The sequence below is a fragment of the Pandoraea aquatica genome (assembly GCF_902459565.1).
Classification (GTDB): Bacteria; Pseudomonadota; Gammaproteobacteria; order Burkholderiales; family Burkholderiaceae; genus Pandoraea; species Pandoraea aquatica.
In genome coordinates this window covers 115,914-135,942 of the sequence record NZ_CABPSN010000008.1, presented here as the reverse complement: position 1 = coordinate 135,942, position 20,029 = coordinate 115,914, and the positions used below count along the sequence as shown (strand labels likewise).

Here is a 20,029-nt window from a genome sequence, read left to right as displayed (position 1 = left end):
TCTGCGACTAGAAACCTCTGCCACTTGCGCTGCCCGCTTCGGCTCCCTGCCCGGGCGACGCCACAGGCAAGCGCAATGTTGCAACGACACCTCGCGGTACGCCCTCGGTGAGGGTGAGGCGTGCGTCGTCGCCATAGAGCACCCGCAGGCGCTCTCGAATATTCGTCAGGCCGATGCCGCCAGAACGTGCCGCCGCATCATTGCCAGGGTTCACATGTCCTTTGGGTGACTTGTGTACGTTGGCAAAACCCGCACCGTCATCCGTGACACGCACCACGATGTGCGCCACACCGGACACCTCCGGTTCGCGCCACGCACTCACCGTCACTACCGCGCCATGGGGCAGCGGTTCGACACCGTGCTTCACCGCATTCTCCACCAGCGGCTGCACCAGCATCGGCGGCACACACACGGTGCGGCAGTCCTCAGGCAGATCGAACGCGTAGCGCAAGCGCTCGCCAAATCGCACCTGCTGGATCGCCAGCAATGCCTCAAGCAGCGCGAACTCGTCTGCCAGCGGCGTCGACTCGGACCGGGTCGCGGCAAGCGATGCCCGCAAGAACCGATTCAGATGGCCGAGCAGCACCCGCGCCCGAGCCGGATCGCTCGCGATCAACGAATCGAGATTCGCCAGCACGTTAAACAGGAAGTGCGGCTCCAACTGCGCCTGAAGCGTCTGAAGTTGCGCATACACCAGTTGCCGGTCTGCCGCCGCCTCACGCAATGCCTGTTGCGCCGTCTCCTCACGCAACTGCGCGATGCGTGCCCGCGACCAGCCGTGATAGCTGCCGATCGCCGTTGCGATCAGCGCAATCAGCAGGACGATGGGCATCGAATGACCGTTGACCGGACGCCACATCGTGATCGGCAAACCGAGCAACATCGTCCCGCTCACAATGCCGAGCGCCAGGCCGGCCGCGCAACCGAACGCGACGAGCAGTAGGAACCCCACCATCGATGGCCGCGCATCGCGCCAGATCAATCGGCGTCCGCCGTCGATAAATACCGTGATGGCGATGCCGATGCATTGCGCGAACACCAGATTCTGGATAAACGTGCCGCCGAAGCCGATGAACCAGAGCGCCAGTGCAATAGCGGTGTTGAAGAGCAGCACACCGGCGAGTTCGCGCGCAAACCGGGACCACAGGCCACGCGTCGCCATGACGCGGCCCGCCTGCGTGGCCTGAGCGGTCTGAGGGGTTTGCGGTGATTTCATCATCGACGTCATTGTTGTGCGCCTTCGGCTGCGCTCCAGCCCGATCCCGCGATCATGGCAAGCAAGCCCGACCTGGACTTCGGCCATGTTTTTGCGCCCTCACCGCCCGGCGACGCTATCGACGGTGCCTCATGTTGCCACAACTGCCCGAGCGCAATGCTGAGCGTGCGTCCGGGCACCGCCACCGCCGCCACGCCAGCGACGATCAGACCGGTGAACAGCCCCATCATCTGCCGTCGATGCGCCATCACGTCACCGCGCCGGATCGCCAGCACCGCGAGCGCCAGCCCGACCAGCACGTACACCGAGAGTGCATGCAGCCACGACAGCTGTCCGTGCCCCAACTCGCGAATGCCAAAGCTCGTTGTTGCCGTCGCCGTCATCGTCGACACCCACAGGCGTCCCATCCAGCGGTGCCGGGGCGTACCCCGCCGTATGAGCAGAATACCCGCTCCCAACACAATGGCGGCCGTCGCTGCGGCCAAATGTATTGCGACTATCGTCGTCATGACGTCCTCACAGGGTTCGAATCATGACCTGACGATAAGCAAGCAAGGCGCGTCTCGCAGCCCGCTTGCGACGAACGGTTTGCCGTCGACGCCAACCGCAGCCGCACCGGCGCGAATGGTGTGAGGCTCGTTACACAACGACTCGACCACCCGCAAGGCGACGCGGTGGTCGCGCATTTTCGCCCACGATTGTGACAGGACGACGCATCATCCGGCGGGCGAAAAAAATCCCCGCGCCTCTTGCGAAACGCGGGGATGATTCGGCCACTCGACCGGTAAGACTTACTCGGCGGCGGCCTCAGTCGCCTTGCTCACCTGCGCGGCGGTCGCACCGTCGAAGGTGAAGCGGCCATTGCGCCAGTCGACCGGGATCGTATCCTTCGGGCCGAACGTTCCTGCGAGCACCAGCTTGGCGACCGGGTTCTCGATCTCCTGCTGGATCGCGCGCTTGAGCGGTCGTGCCCCGAACACCGGGTCGAAGCCTTCGCGTGCCACATGCGTGAGCGCCGCCTTGGTGACTTCGAGATTCATGTCGAGCTTGGCCAGACGCTGACGCAGAATCTCGATCTGGATCGTGGCAATCGACTCGATATGCTTCTGGTCGAGTCCGTGGAACACCACGACTTCGTCGATCCGGTTCAGGAACTCCGGACGGAAGTGATCCTTGATCTCCGTCCAGACGGCGTCCTTGATCCGTTCCTGCGGCTCGCCCACCATCGACTGAATCATCGACGAACCGAGGTTCGACGTCATCACGATCACCGTGTTCTTGAAGTCCACGGTGCGTCCCTGCCCATCGGTCATGCGACCGTCGTCCAGCACTTGCAGCAGCACGTTGAAGACGTCCGGGTGCGCCTTCTCGACTTCGTCGAGCAGGATCACGCTGTACGGCTTACGACGCACGGCTTCCGTCAGATAACCGCCTTCTTCGTACCCGACGTAACCCGGAGGCGCACCGATCAGACGCGCCACGCTGTGCTTCTCCATGAACTCGCTCATGTCGATACGGATGAGGTGATCTTCCGAATCGAACAGGAACATCGCGAGCGCCTTGCACAGCTCGGTCTTGCCCACGCCGGTCGGCCCGAGGAATAGGAACGAACCGTACGGACGATTCGGATCCGCCAATCCAGCACGCGAACGACGGATGGCGTCGGCCACGGCCGTAATCGCCTCGTCCTGTCCGATGACGCGCTCGTGCAGCTTGTCTTCCATCTTGAGCAGCTTCTCGCGCTCGCCCTGCATCATCTTCGACACCGGAATGCCCGTGGCACGCGAGACGACGTCCGCAATTTCTTCTGTGCCCACTTGCGTGCGCAACAGACGCGGTTGCGACTGCTGACCTGCCGCTTCGGCAGCATCGGCGTCCTTCAGCTGCGCTTCGAGCTGCGGCAGTTTGCCGTATTGCAACTCGGCCACCTTGTCGAGCTTGCCTTCGCGTTGCAGCTTGGCGATCTCGGCGCGCACGCGGTCGATTTCTTCCTTGACCTGCGCACTGCCCTGCACCGCCGCCTTCTCAGCCGTCCACACTTCTTCGAGGTCGGCATACTCACGCTCCAGGCGCGAAATTTCTTCCTCGATCAGCGCCAGACGCTTTTGCGATGCTTCGTCCGTTTCCTTCTTGATGGCTTCGCGCTCGATCTTCAACTGGATCAGACGACGGTCGAGCTTGTCCATCACTTCCGGCTTCGAGTCGATTTCCATCTTGATCTTCGAAGCGGCTTCGTCGATCAGGTCGATGGCCTTATCCGGCAGGAAGCGATCGGTGATGTAGCGCTGGCTGAGTTCAGCCGCCGCGACGATGGCCGGATCGGTGATCTCCACACCGTGGTGCAGTTCGTACTTCTCCTGCAAGCCACGCAGAATCGCGATCGTCGCTTCGACGCTCGGCTCTTCGACCAGCACCTTCTGGAAGCGACGCTCCAGTGCGGCGTCCTTCTCGATGTACTTGCGATACTCGTCGAGCGTGGTGGCCCCGATGCAATGCAATTCGCCGCGTGCGAGCGCCGGCTTGAGCATGTTGCCCGCGTCCATCGCACCTTCGGCCTTACCTGCACCGACCATTGTGTGAATTTCGTCGATGAACAGGATCGTGCGGCCTTCGTCCTTGGCAATGTCGTTGAGCACACTCTTCAGCCGCTCTTCGAACTCGCCGCGGAACTTCGCGCCGGCCAGCAGCCCGGCCATGTCGAGCGCGAGCACGCGCTTGTTCTTGAGCGACTCCGGCACTTCGCCGTTGACGATACGTTGTGCAAGCCCTTCCACAATGGCCGTCTTACCCACCCCCGGCTCACCGATGAGCACAGGGTTGTTCTTGGTACGGCGCTGCAGGATCTGAATCGTGCGACGAATTTCATCGTCGCGACCGATCACCGGATCGAGCTTGCCGGAGGCGGCGCGCTCGGTCAGATCGAGCGTGTATTTCTTGAGGGCTTCGCGCTGGTTTTCGGCATCCTGACTATCGACGGATGCGCCACCACGCACGCCTTCGATGGCGGCTTCCAGCGATTTGCGGGTGAGGCCACGGCCGCGCGCGAGCTTGCCCGTGTCGCCCTTGTCGTCGGCGAGCGCGAGCAGGAACATTTCGCTGGCGATATAGCTGTCGCCATGCTTTTGCGCTTCCTTGTCGGCCTGATTGAGCAGGCCCGCGAGTTCGCGGCTGACCTGCACGTTGCCGTCGGTGCCCTGCACTTGCGGCAGCTTCGCGATGGCCGTTTCGATGTCGTGCGCCAGCGGCTGAACCTGCACGCCTGCGCGCTGCAACAACGAGCGCGCAGCGCCCTCGGGTTGTGCGATCAGCGCGGCGAGAAGGTGCAGCGGCTCAATGTATTGCTGGTCGCGACCGACTGCCATGCTTTGGGCATCAGCCAGCGCTTCCAGGAACTGCGTGGTGAATTTGTCTTGTCGCATCTAGTGCTCCGGTTAGAAATCTCTCTGGATCGGATGTGCGGACAAGCCCCTGTGGTTTCAAGGGGCATTACGGCGCGACGTTTGACATTTCGCGCAATACCGGACTAGACGCCGGCTTCAGGCTTGCCGGGCGGGGAAGACAGCGGAATCGCTTCCCTGCGCCGGACGCGTGGTGCGTTGGGACAACCACAGGACACGCCCGGGTTTGAAGCTCATAATAGCTACTTTCAGCACGCCGCACCATGCGTCATACGGTCATCGAAATGCGCCGAATGACACCGCTGTCGGCCCCCACAAATTGAGATGTCTGCAGAATCCACGCGCGCCACGACCGCAAGATCCGCTAACCCGCCTGGCATCGACCCGCTGGAATGGCCGACGGCCCGCATTGCCGACGTCGACGAGGACGCCGTACGCCTGCTCGTCCATACGTTCTATGGACGCATTCGTGACGACGACCTGCTGGGTCCGGTCTTCCGGCAGGCCCTCGAAGGCCGCTGGGACATGCACCTGGAAAAGATGGTCGCGTTCTGGTCGAGCATCGTGCTCGGTGCCAAACGGTACCGCGGCAATGTGACGCAGGCGCATCAGCCTTTCGGGCATCTCAGTGGCGAGCACTTCAGCCGCTGGCTCGCGCTCTTCTTCGATACGCTCGACAAGCTGTTCGAGCCGCAAGCGGCGTTTGCCTTCGCGGAGCCGGCCATCCGCATCGCGGAGAGCCTTCAACTGAACCTGTTCGGATGGGAATACACATTGCCGCCCTCACAGCGCGCCTTGCTCGACAGCATCAAGCAGCGACGACCGGCTCGACAGCACGATTGACACGATCGGCGAAAATCAAAGCATTTCGACGACGTTATTTGAAATATGCAGGGAAATCGGAGGCTTTACAGCCTCCGAAGGCGACATCAGGACTTCTCGCCGCTCGTCCAGCGCTCGCGGGCAGCCGTGTCGGTCTCACGGGCGTCGACCCAGCGCTCGCCTTGCGGCGTCGATTCCTTCTTCCAGAACGGCGCTTCGGTCTTCAGATAGTCCATGATGAACTCGCAGGCGGCAAAGGCGTCGCCTCGGTGCGCCGACGTGACCGCTACCAGCACGATCTGATCGCCCGGCCCCAGGTCACCGTAGCGGTGAATGACCAGCGCGTCGAACAAGCGCCAGCGCTCACGCGCCTGCACGACAATCGCCTCCAGCGCCTTCTCCGTCATGCCCGGGTAGTGTTCAAGCGTCATGCGCGAGATGTCCTTCCCGTCATTCAGATCGCGCACCGTCCCGACGAAGGTCGCCACCGCGCCGACGCGCAGATCGTCTGCACGCAAGCGACGGACTTCCTCCGACAGGTCGAAATCCTCGGTCTGCACTCGAATCGGCATAGGGCGGCGTCTCCTTTTCTTTGTCCTCTGTCCTCTGTCCGCTGTCGCTCGCGAACGTCTCAGCCGCCCGTGACCGGCGGGAAGAACGCGACTTCGCAGCCTTCGGTCAGGCGGGTGGACGCTGGCACCATCGTATGATTCAGCGCCATGCGTAGCGAGCGCTGCGGGCCGAGCGTCTCAGCCCAGACCGGGCCGCGCGCGCACAGCCATTCCCGCACGTCTCCCACCGTGGCAATCCCGGCAGGCAACGCGTCCACGCGCTCCTCTGCGACGTTGAGCGCCTCACGGACGCTGGCGAAAAAGCGAAGATCGATCTGCATAGTCTGTCCGGTGCATGGTCCGACACATCGGGCCACACACCTGTCTCTCAATATAGAAGGTCGGAGAACGGCAGGAACGCCACCGTCTGCCCCGCTTCGATGCGATGCCCCGGCGGGTTATCGATGAGGCCGTCGCCCCACACGGTCGACGTGAGGACCGCCGAACTCTGATTCGGGAAGGCGTCGAGCCCTCCCTGATCGTTCAGGCGCGCCCGCACGAATTCGTTGCGACGATCCGCCTTCTTCTGCGTGAAATCGGCGCGCATGGCGATGCGGCGCGGTGTCACATCCGTCACACCTTGCAAACGCAGGATGAACGGACGCACGAACAGCAGGAACGTCACGAAACTCGACACCGGATTACCCGGCAGGCCGATGAAGTGCGCCGTACCACCGCCCATGCGGTTGACCTCGCCATACGCCAGCGGCTTGCCCGGCTTGAGTGCGATCTGCCACAGGTTCAAACGTCCTTCGGCTTCCACCGCCGGCTTGACGTGATCTTCCTCGCCCACCGACACACCACCGGACGTGATGATCAGATCGTTGCCGCGCGCGGCGTCGCGCAAAATCGCGCGCGTCGCCGCCAGGTTGTCCGGCACGATGCCGTAGTCGGTCATCTCGCAGCCCAGATTCTCCAGCAGGCTGCGCAGCACGAAACGGTTGGAGTTATAGATGCTGCCCGCGCGCAGCGGCTCACCGGGCATGGTCAGCTCGTCGCCCGTGAAGAACACCGCGACACGCAAACGCCGGGCCACCTGAAGCTTCGCGATGCCGACGGAGGCCGCCAGCCCCAGCGATTGCGCACGCAGGCGGGTACCCGTCGCGAGCACCACGCTGTCGCGACGAATGTCCGCGCCCTGACGGTTCACGAACTCGCCTGCTTCCGGGGAGTGACGAATCACGACCGTTCCATCCTCACGGGCCTCGCACTGCTCCTGCATTACAACAGCGTCGGCACCCGGAGGCACCGGTGCCCCCGTGAAGATGCGCGCCGCAGTGCCGCTGGCGAGCGGCTCGGGCGCATGCCCGGCAGGAATGCGCTGGGAGACGGGCAGCACCGTGGCGTCGCCCGTCAAATCGGCAATGCGCACGGCGTAACCGTCCATCGCGCTCGTGTCCATCGGCGGGACATCGAGCGTGGCGACAACGTCGGCTGCCAGCACCCGGCCGTTGGCCGCGAGCGTGTCGACCGTCTCGCGCTCGTCGAGCGGACGGGCCGCCGCCAGCACGGCGTCGAGGGCTTCTTGTGTACTCAGCATGCAAATGACCCGGAAGTCAGTCAGTGTCAGTCAGTCAGCGCGTTTGCGCGCCAATGCGCGCAAACAGGCACAAACGTGCACCAGGCAACGGCTTACAGCCCGGTGTGCTGTGCGATGTAGGCCTTCACGCGCTCGACATCGTTCGGCACGGTCTCGAAGCGCTGCGGCAACGATTCCAGTTGCTCGAAGCCTGCCGGGCGCGGCGGCTCGCGATGCAACGCCTCGCGAATCGTTTCGGCGAACTTCGCCGGTTGCGCCGTTTCCAGCACGACCATCGGCACGCCGGGTTCGAGCGCTTCGCGCGCGACCTTCACGCCATCGGCCGTGTGCGTGTCGATGACGACGTCGTAACGCTTGGCCACATCCTGAATCGTCGCCAGACGGTCCGCGTGCGTGCTGCGGCCCGACACGAAACCGAACTTCGCCACGCGCGCGAACGCCTCGCTGCCCGACAGATCGAAACCGCCTTCGCGCTCGACCTTCTTGAGCAGATCGGCCGTTGCGGTGGCATCGCGACCCAGCAGATCGAACAGGAAACGCTCGAAGTTCGATGCCTTCGAGATGTCCATGCTCGGGCTGCTCGTGTGGAACGTCTCGGCAGACTTGCGCACGCGGTAACGGCCGGTGCGGAAGAACTCGTCGAGCACGTCGTTTTCGTTGGTCGCCACGACCAGCTTGCGGATCGGCAGGCCCATCATGCGCGCGATGTGACCGGCGCAAACGTTGCCGAAGTTGCCCGACGGCACCGTGAACGACACTTCGCCATCCTGGCCGGACTTGCCGCCCGTGGCCGCGAAATAGCCCTTGAAGTAGTACACGACCTGCGCCACGACGCGCGCCCAGTTGATCGAGTTGACCGTGCCGATCTTGTAGCGCGCCTTGTAGGCGTGATCGTTCGAGACAGCCTTGACGATGTCCTGCGCGTCGTCGAACACGCCTTCGACCGCGAGGTTGAAGATGTTCGGGTCTTGCAGGCTGTACATCTGCGCCGTCTGGAACGCGCTCATCTTGCCCGCAGGCGAGAGCATGAAGACACGAATGCCTTCCTTACCGCGCATGGCGTATTCCGCCGCGCTACCGGTGTCGCCGGAGGTCGCCCCGAGAATGTTGAGCGCATCGCCGTGCTGCGCCAGCGCGTACTCGAACAGGTTGCCAAGCAACTGCATGGCCATGTCCTTGAACGCGAGCGTCGGGCCGTTCGAGAGCGCGAGCAGCGACAACTGCGTGTCACCCTCGACACCCAACGGCAGCAGCGGCGTGATGTCGGCGGCGTCTTCGCCCGGACGCACGTTGCGATACACCTCGGCGGTGTACGTACGCTTCGTCAGATCGGCCAGGATCTCGGCCGGAATGTCGCCCGCGAACTTGGCCAGCACCTTGGCGGCCAGCTCGGCATACGACAGCTGACGCCAGGCGCGCAGCTCGTCGGCCGTCACCTGCGGGTACTCCGTCGGCAGATAAAGACCGCCGTCCGGGGCGAGGCCGCCGAGCAGAATGCTGGAGAACGACTGCGGTTCGCCAGAGGTCAGGCCCGCGCCGCGCGTGGAGATGTATTTCATGGGGATCGTGTCCTGTCGTATCCGTTACCTGTGTCGCTCAGCTCAGCGCTTCCATACGGATGCGCGTGACCTTGGACAGCACCGTGTCCATCGCCTCGATCTTTGCGATGGCCGAGTTGATGTGCTTCTCGAGCGTCTGGTGCGTCAGGATGATGATGTCGGTCTGGTGCTCGCCTTCGCGCGATTCCTTTTGCAGCAGCGCGTCGATGGAGATGTCCAGGTCGGCCAGAATGCGCGTGAGTTCCGCCATCACGCCTGCACGGTCCACCACACGCAGACGCAGGTAGTAGCTCGTCGTGACTTCGTCGATCGGCAGCACCGGCGTGTCGGACAGCGAGTCGTGCTGGAACGCCAGATGCGGCACGCGATGTTCCGGATCGGCCGTCTGCAGACGGGTCACGTCGACGATGTCGGCCACCACAGCCGACGCCGTCGGCTCAGCGCCAGCACCCTTGCCGTAGTAAAGCGTGGCACCCACGGCGTCGCCCTGCACCAGCACGGCGTTCATCGCGCCTTCCACATTGGCGATCAGGCGTTTGGCCGGAATCAGCGTCGGATGCACGCGCAGCTCGATGCCGTTTTCCGCGCGACGCGTAATGCCCAGCAGCTTGATTCGGTAGCCGAGTTCCTCGGCGTACTTGATGTCGAGCGCCGACAGCTTGGTAATACCTTCGACATACGCGCGGTCGAACTGCACCGGCACACCGAACGCGATGGCGCTCATCAGCGTGAGCTTGTGCGCAGCGTCGACGCCTTCGATGTCGAACGTCGGATCGGCTTCCGCGTAGCCCAGACGCTGTGCGTCGGCGAGTGCCACGTCGAAGTCGATGCCCTTGTCGCGCATCTCCGAGAGAATGAAGTTCGTGGTGCCGTTGATGATGCCGGCGATCCACTGAATGCGGTTGGCAGTCAGCCCTTCGCGCAGTGCCTTGATGATCGGAATACCACCGGCGACCGCCGCTTCGAACGCCACCATCACGTTCGCTTTACGGGCCGCGGCGAAGATCTCGTTGCCGTACACGGCCAGCAACGCCTTGTTGGCGGTGACCACGTGCTTGCCGTTCTCGATCGCCTTGAGGACCAGTTCCTTCGTGAGATCGTAGCCGCCGATGGTTTCGACCACGACGTCGATAGCCGGATCGTTCACGACCTCGAACGGGTCGCCGGTGACGACCGCAGCGTGGCCCACAAGCCCCTTGGCGCGTTCCACGTTACGCACCGCGACCTTCGTAATCTCGATACCCCGGCCAGCGCGACGTTGAATTTCTTCCTGGTTGCGAGCCAGTACCTGGAAGGCGCCATAGCCTACGGTGCCCAGGCCCAGCAGGCCCAATTTGATCGGTTTCATGCAGTTTTACTCAAAAGTCGGAATCGGTTGGCGCGCATCACTTGCCGTGGCGACGGCGATAACCGTCCAGGAAGCGGGCAATGCGACTGATGGCGTCTTCCAGGTCGCCCTCGTGAGGCAGGAACACTACGCGGAAATGGTCGGGGTGCATCCAGTTGAAGCCGCTGCCCTGCACCAGCAGGACCTTCTCTTCAAGCAGCAACTGGAGGATGAAGTCCTGATCGTTGGCGATGGGGTACAACGCCGGATCCAGACGCGGGAACAGATACAGCGCCGCCTTCGGCTTCACGCAGGTCACACCGGGAATGTCGGTGAGCATGCGGTAGGCGATCTCACGCTGCTCGTACAGGCGTCCGCCCGGCACGATCAGGTCCTTGATGCTCTGATAGCCGCCCAGTGCTGTCTGAATGGCGTACTGACCGGGCACGTTCGGGCACAGGCGCATCGAGGCGAGGATGTTCAGCCCTTCGATATAGTCGCGCGCCGGACGCTTGTCGCCCGACACGACCATCCAGCCCGCGCGGTAACCGCACGCGCGATAGCTCTTGGACAGACCGTTGAAGGTAATCGTGAGCACGTCTTCGGAAAGCGAGCCGATGGACGTATGCTCTTCGCCGTCATAAATGATCTTGTCGTAGATCTCGTCGGCGTAAATGATCAGCTTGTGTTCGCGGGCGAGCGAGACGATCTCCTTGAGGAGTTCGTCAGAGTACAGCGCGCCGGTCGGATTGTTCGGGTTGATGATGACGATCGCGCGCGTGTTGGGCGTGATCTTCTTGCGGATGTCCGCAAGATCCGGCTGCCAGTCGGCCTGCTCGTCGCAGACGTAGTGCACCGGGGTGCCGCCCGAGAGGCTGACGGCAGCCGTCCACAGCGGATAGTCCGGTGCGGGCACGAGCACTTCGTCGCCGTCGTTGAGCAACGCCTGCATGGCCATCACGATCAGCTCGGACGCCCCGTTGCCGAGGTAGATGTCATCGAGCTGAACGTCTTTGATGCGCTTTTGCTGGCAGTAGTGCATGATCGCCTTGCGCGCCGCGAATACCCCCCGCGAGTCCGAGTATCCGGCCGAGTTCGGCAGATTGCGGATCATGTCCTGAACGATCTCGTCAGGCGGTTCGAAGCCGAACGGCGCCAGATTGCCGATGTTCAGCTTGATGATGCGATGACCTTCGTCTTCCATGCGCTTGGCATGTTCGAGCACGGGCCCACGAATGTCGTAGCAGACATTCTGCAATTTCTGCGATTTGAGGATCGGTTTCACGGCGGTTGTGGTCTTGACGGGCGGCGCAGGGATCCGGACGAGCCGGCAACAGGCGGGATGAAGTGAAAAATGCCGCACTGCAACGGTTTTGCCGTGCTGCGTACGGCAAAAAGCTATAATTTAGCCAATTATGACAGACTTCGGCAATGCATCATTGACGGTTTGCGGCACGCAGTGCAAGATGCCCGCCCGTTAAACGACCTGCCGACGCTCAGCCACCACTGGGTAGGGAATCTCCGAAAGTGAAACTGCATCAAGATCCGTCACAAGCGGCATTGAACACGGTCACCGGCTACGGCCCCGGCTATGTTGAAGTCAACAAGGTTCGTTACGACCACAGCGTGATGATTGCCCCCGAGGGCGATGTGGCGCCGTGGCCGGTGTCGCGCTTCGATGCGCTCGACGCGCCCCACTTCGACATGCTGCGCGCGCGCGAACCGGAAGTCGTCATCTTCGGTAGCGGCGAGCGTCTGCGCTTCGCCCACCCGCGTCTGACCACGGCCCTGACGAGCCAGCGGGTCGGCGTCGACTCCATGGACACGCAAGCCGCATGCCGCACGTACAACATTCTGATGAGCGAGGGACGCCGCGTCGTCCTCGCGGTGCTCATCGAAACCGAGGCGGCTGAGTGAGCCGCCGCCCGATCGCGCCCGGCCTTCCCGGCCTGATGGCCGCAGACACCATCGCGCCGCCTCCTCCACCTCCCGCGCCCACGCTTTCCGCCTCCGGCACACCGTCCACGGCCTATCCGCTGTCCCCGGCCGCCTTCTGGCTGCTGCTCCTGGCGTTTGCGCTCGTCTGGTTCGGTGTGCTCGATTATCGTCACCTGATTTCCAGCGACGAAGGCCGCTACGCCGAGATGGCGCGCGAGATGTGGACGACCGGCGACTGGATCACACCGCGCTACAACGGCTACAAATACTTCGAGAAGCCGCCGCTGCAAACCTGGATGAACGCACTGACGTTCGCCGCCTTCGGGCTGGGTGAGTGGCAGGCCCGGTTCTGGACGGCGCTGACGGGCTTTGCAGGCGTGCTGATGGTGGGCTTCACCGGCCGGCGAGTGTTCAACGCCCGTGTGGGCCTGTTCGCCGCCGCCGCACTGGCCGCAGCCCCCCTGTGGTCGCTGCTCGGACACTTCAACGTGCTCGACATGGGCCTGTCGTTCTTCATGGGGCTGTCCTTGTGCGCCCTGCTGCTGGCGCAACGCCCGGGACTCGAACGCTCCGCCGTGCGCGGCTGGATGTGGCTTTGCTGGGCCGCCATGGCGCTTGCCGTGCTGAGCAAGGGCCTTGTCGGCATCGTGCTGCCAGGGGCCGTGCTCGTCCTGTATACGCTCGTGACGCGCGACTGGGCCCTGTGGCGACGCCTTTATCTGGGCAGCGGCCTGATCGTGTTCTTTGCCGTTGCCGCGCCGTGGTTCGTGCTCGTGCAGATGCGCAACCCCGAGTTCTTCGACTTCTTCTTCATCAACGAGCACTTCCGCCGCTTCGCGATGGAGGGCCACAACCGCGACGGCGCGCCGTGGTACTTCGTGCCGGTCTTCATCGTCGGCTTCCTGCCGTGGCTGTCGATTCTGCCGGGGACCGTGCGCGCCACGCTGCGCATGCCGCGTCAGCCCAACGGATTCGCGCCGACGGCCATGCTGTGGGTGTGGTCCGTCTTCATCTTCGTGTTTTTCAGCGCGTCGCACTCGAAGCTGATTTCGTATTTGCTGCCGATCGCCCCGGCCATGGCGCTCCTGTTCGGGCTGTATCTGGCGCAATTGCGCCGCGATACGGTGCGCGTTCATATGGCGGGCTATGCCGTCTTCCTGATTGCGGCACTTGTGATGGTCGCCATTTTTGCCGGACGCGCGGGCAGCGTGCGCAATCCTAACGAGCTGTACAGGGCCTTCCAGATCTGGCTGTATTTCGCGGTGGGTGCCGGCCTCGTTGGCACGCTCGTTGCGTGGCGTCTCGCGCGCCACAGCGCCCGTCGTGCCCTGCTGGCGTTCTCCGCCGGCATGCTGCTGCTCGTGACCATCGGCGGCATGGGACATGAAGTCTTCGGACGTCAGAGCACCGGCGTGCTGCTCGTGCCCGCGGTCAAAGCCGAGATGCAGCGCCTGGGGCCGAACGTGCCGTTCTATTCGGTCAATGTGCTCGATCACACCATGCCCTACTACCTCGGGCACACGATGATCATGGTGCAACACCCGGACGAGCTGGAATTCGGCGTGAAGCAGGAGCCGCAGAAATGGCTGCCGACGCTCGACGACTTCTATGCACGCTGGCGCGCCGATCCGAAGGCGCTCGCGCTGGTCGATCCGGACACGTTCGGTAAGCTCGAAGCGGCCCATTTGCCGATGCGTATCGTCGCGCGCGACGCACGCCGTGTCGTAATCTCGAAACCGCAGCCCGAAGACAACGTAAAATAGCGCGCTTGGGGTTTCCCTAAGGCCATTTGCGGTATCCATAATTATTCACAAACGTTCACAAACGTTCCATGAATCTCGCGACGTTTTCCCTTATTCTCACCGGCGTGCTGCTCAACGCGTGCGCCCAGCTGTTGCTTAAAGCAGGCGCCAATACCATCGGTGCCCTGGAATTCACGCGTGCCAACATCGTGCCCATCGGTATCAAACTTGCCACGCAGGTGCCGATCATGGGCGGGCTCGTCTGCTATGCCATCAGCGTGGTCGTCTGGATTCTGGCGCTCTCGCGCGTCGAAGTCTCGATCGCCTACCCGATGCTCTCCCTGGGCTACGTCGTGAACGCGTTCGCCGCGTGGTATCTGTTCGGCGAAACGCTGTCGATGCAGCGCGTGGTGGCCATCGGCATCATTCTTGTGGGTGTTTATATTCTGGCGCGCAGCTAAAGTCTGCCGTCCGAGGAAATCGCCGTACGCGCGCCCCACAGGGCTTGCGCGTTTTCCATGCATATTCGAGCTAATTTGAGGCTTAGTCATACATCATGAGCGACTCGGCAACCTCCCAACCGAATCAACCGTTCATCCCGTTCACGCGCCCGAGCATCGACGAAGCGACGATTGCCGGCGTGACCGAAGTGCTGCGCTCGGGGTGGATCACCTCGGGGCCGCAAGTGCAGGCCTTTGAGAAGGCGCTTTCCGAATATTTCGGTGGACGTCCGGTGCGCGTGTTCAACTCGGGCACCGCGACGCTCGAAATCGGTCTGCGCATCGCCGGCGTGCAAAGCGGCGACGAAGTCATCACCACGCCGCTGTCGTGGGTCGCCACGTCCAACGTCATTCTCGAAGTGGGTGCCACGCCGGTGTTCGTCGACGTCGACCCCGCCACACGCAATATCGACCTCGACCTGCTTGAGAAGGCGATCACGCCGAAGACCCGCGCGATCATCCCCGTCTACCTCGCCGGCCTGCCGGTCGACATGGACCGTCTGTACGATATTGCACGCCGCCACAACCTGCGCGTGGTCGAAGATGCCGCTCAGGCCATGGGGGCAAGCTGGAACGGCAAGCGCATCGGCTCGATTGGCGATCTCGTCTCGTTCAGCTTCCACCCGAACAAGAACCTCACCTCCATCGAAGGCGGTGCGCTGGTGTTCAACACCGACGACGAAGCGCGTCTGGCCGAGAAGTACCGCCTGCAGGGCGTGACCCGCTTCGGTCTCGACGGCATGGATGTCGACGTGCTGGGCGGCAAGTACAACCTCACGGACGTGGCCGCACGCGTCGGCCTCGGCCAGATGCCGCACCTGGCGGCATTCAACAACCGCCGCACGGAACTCGCCCGTCAGTATTTCGACAAGCTCGCAGGCGGTGCCGCCGTCGCACTGGGTGTGGGCCTGCCGCACGCCGATTTCACGAATTCGAACTGGCACATGTTCCAGATCGAACTGCCGCTGGGGAACCTCACGATCGACCGTGCGGGCTTCATGGAACAGTTGAAGGCGCGCGGCATCGGCAGTGGGGTGCACTACCCTGCCATCCACCTGTTTACAATGTATCGTGCGCTGGGTTTCAAGGAAGGCCAGTTCCCGCATACGGAGCGTCTGGGCCGCGCCATCCTGACGCTCCCGTTGTTCCCTGCCATGACGGATGCTGACGTTGCGCGCGTCTGCGAAGCCGTGAATGCTATTTGCGCTGATTACAAAAAATGAATCGACCACAACTCTCTGTCGTCATCCCGGTTTACAACGAAGAGGCTGGCCTCGCCGCCCTCTTCGCACGGCTTTACCCGGCGCTCGATAAGCTGGGCGTGACCTACGAAGTGGTGTTCGTCAACGATGGCAGCCGCGACCGCTCGGCCGCCTTGCTTGCCGAGCAATACCGCGTGCGCCCGGACGTGACGCGCGTGGTGCTGTTCAACGGCAACTACGGCCAGCACATGGCGATTCTGGCCGGCTTCGAGCACACGCGCGGCGAATGGGTCGTCACACTCGATGCCGACTTGCAGAACCCGCCGGAAGAAATCGGCAAGCTCGTGGCACAACTGGCCGCCGGACACGACTACGTGGGCACGGTGCGCATGAACCGTCAGGACACGTGGTTCCGCCGTAACGCCTCGCGCGCGATGAATCGTCTGCGCGAGCGCATCACGCGCATTCGCATGACCGATCAGGGCTGCATGCTGCGCGGCTACAGCCGCCACATCGTCGATACGGTCAATCAGTGCCGCGAGATCAACACGTTCATTCCGGCGCTTGCCTACACGTTTGCTCAGAACCCGACGGAAGTGGATGTCGCCCACGAAGAGCGCTTTGCCGGTGAGTCGAAGTATTCGCTCTACGCGCTCATTCGCCTGAACTTCGATCTGGTCACCGGCTTCTCCGTCGTGCCGCTGCAATGGCTCTCGGGCGTGGGTATCTCCCTGTCTGCTGCGTCGGGCGTGCTGTTCGTCGTGCTCATGGCGAGACGTTTCCTGTTCGGCTCGGAAGTCCAGGGTGTATTCACCCTGTTCGCCGTGACGTTCTGCCTGCTGGGCGTGATCCTGTTCGGCATGGGCCTGCTCGGTGAGTACATCGGCCGCATCTACCAACAGGTTCGTCAGCGTCCCCGCTATCTGGTTCAGGCGGTGTTGCAAGCCCACGAGTCGCATAACGCCCACCCCGTTGCCCATGGCGACAAATCGGGCGCGCAGAGCGCCACGCTGAGCACCGGCGCAACCGAGCTGGGGTCGCACACGTCATGAGCAACACGTCCGCAGCCAAAGCGGTTGTCTTCGCGTATCACAACGTCGGCGTTCGCTGCCTGCAGGTCCTGCTCGCACGCGGCGTCGACGTCGCGCTCGTCGTCACGCATCAGGACAATCCGAACGAGAACATCTGGTTCGGCAGCGTCGCTGGCGTCGCCGCCGAGCACGGCATCCCGGTCATCACCCCCGACGATCCGGCCGATCCCGCCCTCGCCGAGCGTATCCGCGCCATCGCGCCGGATTTTATTTTCTCGTTCTACTATCGCCACATGATCCCGGTGGCCGTGCTGGATATCTCCCCGCGCGGCGCGTTTAACATGCACGGCTCGCTGCTGCCGAAGTATCGCGGGCGTGTGCCTGTGAATTGGGCGGTTTTGCGAGGCGAAACGGAAACCGGTGCCACACTGCACGAAATGGCGCTGAAGCCGGACGCCGGGGCGATCATCGACCAGACGTCGGTGCCGATCCTGCCGGACGACACAGCGGGCGAAGTGTTCGAGAAAGTCACGGTCGCGGCCGAGCAGACGCTCTGGCGCTGCCTGCCGGGCCTGATCGCCGGGACCGCCCCGCGCCTGAGCAACGATCTCGCCGCCGGCAGCTACTTCGGGGGCCGCAAGCCCGAAGACGGCCGAATCGACTGGACGCAGCCGGCGCAGAGCGTCTACAACCTGATCCGGGCGGTCGCGCCGCCCTATCCGGGGGCGTTTACGGACGTCGGCGAGCGCCGCTTCGTGGTCAATCAGGCCCGTCTGTCCCGCTCGCCCGCCCCCGCCGGTTTGCCCTGCGGACTGCAAGTAGTGGATAATGCGCTCCTCGGCATTTGCGGCGACGGAAATGCCATCGTCATTCAAGAACTAACGCTGGACGGCAAGCCTCTCGCGCCGGCACAGTTTTCCCAGCTCAATCACTGACCGTAATATGAAAAAAGTCCTGATTCTCGGTGTCAACGGGTTCATCGGCCACCATCTGTCGAAGCGCATCCTGGAGACGACCGACTGGGAAGTTTATGGCATGGACATGCTCACTGATCGCCTCGGCGATCTGGTCAACCACGAGCGCATGCACTTCTTCGAAGGCGACATCACGATCAACAAGGAATGGGTCGAGTACCACATTCGCAAGTGCGACGTGATCCTCCCGCTGGTTGCCATCGCGACGCCGGCCACTTACGTGAAGGCCCCGCTGCGCGTGTTCGAACTCGACTTCGAAGCGAACCTGCCGATCGTCCGCTCGGCTGTGAAGTACGGTAAGCACCTCGTGTTCCCGTCGACCTCCGAGGTCTACGGCATGTGCACCGACGGCGAATTCGATCCGGAAAATTCGCCGCTGATCTACGGCCCGATCAACAAGCCGCGCTGGATCTACGCTTGCTCGAAGCAGCTCATGGATCGTGTGATCTGGGGCTACGGCATGCAGGAAGGCCTGAACTTCTCGCTGTTCCGTCCGTTCAACTGGATCGGTGCCGGCCTCGACTCGATCTACACGCCGAAGGAAGGCTCGTCGCGCGTGGTCACGCAGTTCCTCGGCCACATCGCCCGCGGTGAGAACATCAGCCTGGTCGACGGCGGCAACCAGAAGCGCGCCTTTACCGACATCGACGACGGTATCGACGCCCTGGTGCGCATCATCGACAACAAGAACAACGTTGCGAGCGGCAAGATCTACAACATCGGCAATCCGACGAACAACTTCTCGGTGCGCGAACTCGCCAACATGATGCTCAAGCTGGCGAGCGAATACCCGGAATACGCCGAGACGGCCAAGAAGGTCCAGCTCGTCGAAACGACATCGGGCGCTTACTACGGCAACGGCTATCAGGACGTGCAGAACCGCGTGCCGAAGATCGAGAACACGATGCAGGAACTCGACTGGAAGCCGACCACGTCGATGGAAGACGCACTGCGCAAGATTTTCGAAGCGTATCGCGGTCACGTCGCCGAAGCTCGTCGTCTGGTCGAGGGCGAATAACGCCAGTGCTCTGCGCCGGTCTGCCGCTGCGACGCTATCGCGACTCGACGGCACGACCGGAACATCGCACGACACGCCCGGTGCGCCCTCGGCGCATCGGGCGTTTTTGACTCAGCAGTTTGACTGGGTAATTTGATTCGACATTCGAGACATCGCGCACCTCGGCGACGATGGCTTCGATGTACTACTCAAGGGCGGCTATGGCCAAGATTGTCCTGAAGATCGACGTCGACACGCTGCGCGGCACGCGCGAAGGCGTGCCCAATCTGCTCGCCGCGCTGGCCGAACACAAAGCGATGGCGACGTTCCTGTTCAGCCTCGGCCCCGATCACACTGGTTGGGCGCTCAAGCGCGTCTTCCGTCCGGGCTTTCTGAAGAAGGTTTCGCGCACGTCGGTGGTCGAGCATTACGGCTTCAAGACGCTCATGTACGGCACGCTGCTGCCCGGCCCGGACATCGGCAAGCGCGCGGCGGATGTCATGCGCACCGTGCAGACTGCGGGCCACGAGACCGGCATCCACACGTGGGATCACACGTACTGGCAGGACAACGTACGCACGCGCGACGCGGCATGGACGCAGCGCCAGATGTCGCAGGCGCACGCCCGCTTCGCGCAGATCTTCGGCGCGCCCCCGCTCACGCACGGCGCGGCCGGCTGGCAAATGAACAACCATGCGTTCCGTCAGATCGACGCCTGGGGCATGAAGTATTCGTCGGACGGACGCGGTGAAGCGCCGCACTATCCGATCGTCGACGGCGTACGCCTGAACCATGTTCAGATGCCCACCACCCTGCCGACGGTGGACGAACTGCTGGGCATCGACGGCCGCGACATCAACGGTGTGGCCGAGCATCTGCTTGCCCTGACCCGCGATCCGGCGCAAGATCACGTGTTCACGCTTCACGCGGAACTCGAAGGTCAGAAGCTCGCGCCGCTGTTCCGTCAGTTGCTTGCCGGCTGGCGTCGACAGGGCCACGATCTGGTGACGATGGGCGACTATTACGCGACACTGGATCTGGCCGCACTGCCCGCACGTCCGGTCGTGTGGGGCGAGATTCCGGGCCGCTCGGGCGACCTGATCCTCGAAGGCCAGGCTGCCTGAACCTTCCCCCCTCCATATTCGAAAGACTTTCCGAACCGGCCCTGCGAG

18 protein-coding genes are annotated in these 20,029 nt (G+C 63.1%); 9 read left to right on the top strand and 9 right to left on the bottom strand.

What is annotated here, in order from left to right:
* Positions 1 to 7 precede the first annotated feature (7 nt).
* The 3 genes from PAQ31011_RS22085 to clpB form a co-directional block, all read right to left on the bottom strand.
* On the bottom strand, positions 8 to 1,228 hold the full coding sequence (locus tag PAQ31011_RS22085; protein ID WP_174990231.1) for a sensor histidine kinase: 1,221 nt from the start codon (positions 1,226 to 1,228) through the stop codon (positions 8 to 10).
* Positions 1,225 to 1,725 (bottom strand): DUF2306 domain-containing protein, encoded by a 501-nt coding sequence (locus tag PAQ31011_RS22080; RefSeq protein WP_150577844.1) that lies wholly within the window; start codon positions 1,723 to 1,725, stop codon positions 1,225 to 1,227. The genes PAQ31011_RS22085 and PAQ31011_RS22080 overlap by 4 nt, the downstream gene beginning before the upstream one ends.
* Before the next feature lie 282 nt (positions 1,726 to 2,007).
* Positions 2,008 to 4,635: an ATP-dependent chaperone ClpB gene (gene clpB, locus PAQ31011_RS22075; RefSeq protein ID WP_150577843.1), complete on the bottom strand. Its 2,628-nt coding sequence runs from the start codon at positions 4,633 to 4,635 to the stop codon at positions 2,008 to 2,010.
* 303 nt (positions 4,636 to 4,938) lie between these two features.
* Here clpB and PAQ31011_RS22070 point away from each other — a divergent pair, with 303 nt between their 5' ends.
* Positions 4,939 to 5,457: a group III truncated hemoglobin gene (locus tag PAQ31011_RS22070; RefSeq protein WP_150577842.1), complete on the top strand. Its 519-nt coding sequence runs from the start codon at positions 4,939 to 4,941 to the stop codon at positions 5,455 to 5,457.
* 86 nt (positions 5,458 to 5,543) lie between these two features.
* Here PAQ31011_RS22070 and moaE read toward each other — a convergent pair whose 3' ends face one another.
* The 6 genes from moaE to PAQ31011_RS22040 form a co-directional block, all read right to left on the bottom strand.
* Complete coding sequence (gene moaE / locus PAQ31011_RS22065) at positions 5,544 to 6,008, bottom strand: molybdopterin synthase catalytic subunit MoaE (protein WP_150577841.1); 465 nt, start codon at positions 6,006 to 6,008, stop codon at positions 5,544 to 5,546.
* A gap of 59 nt (positions 6,009 to 6,067) precedes the next feature.
* Positions 6,068 to 6,328, bottom strand: a complete 261-nt coding sequence (gene moaD, locus PAQ31011_RS22060) for a molybdopterin converting factor subunit 1 (RefSeq protein WP_039398793.1) — start codon at positions 6,326 to 6,328, stop codon at positions 6,068 to 6,070.
* Between the two features lie 47 nt (positions 6,329 to 6,375).
* On the bottom strand, positions 6,376 to 7,587 hold the full coding sequence (locus tag PAQ31011_RS22055) for a molybdopterin molybdotransferase MoeA (protein WP_150577840.1): 1,212 nt from the start codon (positions 7,585 to 7,587) through the stop codon (positions 6,376 to 6,378).
* Between the two features lie 92 nt (positions 7,588 to 7,679).
* Positions 7,680 to 9,146 (bottom strand): threonine synthase, encoded by a 1,467-nt coding sequence (gene thrC / locus PAQ31011_RS22050; protein WP_150577839.1) that lies wholly within the window; start codon positions 9,144 to 9,146, stop codon positions 7,680 to 7,682.
* A gap of 37 nt (positions 9,147 to 9,183) precedes the next feature.
* Positions 9,184 to 10,494, bottom strand: coding sequence for a homoserine dehydrogenase (locus PAQ31011_RS22045; RefSeq protein WP_150577838.1), 1,311 nt, complete (start codon positions 10,492 to 10,494; stop codon positions 9,184 to 9,186).
* Positions 10,495 to 10,531: 37 nt separating this feature from the next.
* A complete protein-coding gene (locus PAQ31011_RS22040; protein ID WP_150577837.1) occupies positions 10,532 to 11,758 on the bottom strand; it encodes a pyridoxal phosphate-dependent aminotransferase in 1,227 nt (408 codons plus the stop codon).
* A gap of 242 nt (positions 11,759 to 12,000) precedes the next feature.
* Here PAQ31011_RS22040 and PAQ31011_RS22035 point away from each other — a divergent pair, with 242 nt between their 5' ends.
* The 8 genes from PAQ31011_RS22035 (at position 12,001) to PAQ31011_RS22000 (ending at position 19,981) form a co-directional block, all read left to right on the top strand.
* Entirely contained in the window at positions 12,001 to 12,390 is a 390-nt protein-coding gene (locus PAQ31011_RS22035) for an Mth938-like domain-containing protein (RefSeq protein WP_150577836.1), read from the top strand.
* Entirely contained in the window at positions 12,387 to 14,174 is a 1,788-nt protein-coding gene (locus tag PAQ31011_RS22030) for a glycosyltransferase family 39 protein (RefSeq protein WP_425495129.1), read from the top strand. The genes PAQ31011_RS22035 and PAQ31011_RS22030 overlap by 4 nt, the downstream gene beginning before the upstream one ends.
* 68 nt (positions 14,175 to 14,242) lie before the next feature.
* Entirely contained in the window at positions 14,243 to 14,614 is a 372-nt protein-coding gene (locus PAQ31011_RS22025) for an SMR family transporter (RefSeq protein ID WP_046291742.1), read from the top strand.
* Between the two features lie 95 nt (positions 14,615 to 14,709).
* Positions 14,710 to 15,876 carry a DegT/DnrJ/EryC1/StrS family aminotransferase gene (locus PAQ31011_RS22020; RefSeq protein WP_150577835.1) on the top strand — a complete coding sequence of 389 codons (1,167 nt, stop codon included), beginning with the start codon at positions 14,710 to 14,712 and terminating at the stop codon, positions 15,874 to 15,876.
* Complete coding sequence (locus PAQ31011_RS22015) at positions 15,873 to 16,907, top strand: glycosyltransferase (protein ID WP_246179719.1); 1,035 nt, start codon at positions 15,873 to 15,875, stop codon at positions 16,905 to 16,907. The genes PAQ31011_RS22020 and PAQ31011_RS22015 overlap by 4 nt, the downstream gene beginning before the upstream one ends.
* Positions 16,904 to 17,821, top strand: a complete 918-nt coding sequence (locus PAQ31011_RS22010; protein WP_150577834.1) for a formyltransferase — start codon at positions 16,904 to 16,906, stop codon at positions 17,819 to 17,821. Before PAQ31011_RS22015 ends, PAQ31011_RS22010 begins: the two co-directional genes overlap by 4 nt.
* 7 nt (positions 17,822 to 17,828) lie before the next feature.
* Positions 17,829 to 18,878 carry a bifunctional UDP-4-keto-pentose/UDP-xylose synthase gene (locus PAQ31011_RS22005; protein ID WP_052653142.1) on the top strand — a complete coding sequence of 350 codons (1,050 nt, stop codon included), beginning with the start codon at positions 17,829 to 17,831 and terminating at the stop codon, positions 18,876 to 18,878.
* A 200-nt stretch (positions 18,879 to 19,078) separates the two neighbouring features.
* Positions 19,079 to 19,981 (top strand): polysaccharide deacetylase family protein, encoded by a 903-nt coding sequence (locus PAQ31011_RS22000; RefSeq protein WP_150577833.1) that lies wholly within the window; start codon positions 19,079 to 19,081, stop codon positions 19,979 to 19,981.
* Positions 19,982 to 20,029 lie beyond the last annotated feature (48 nt).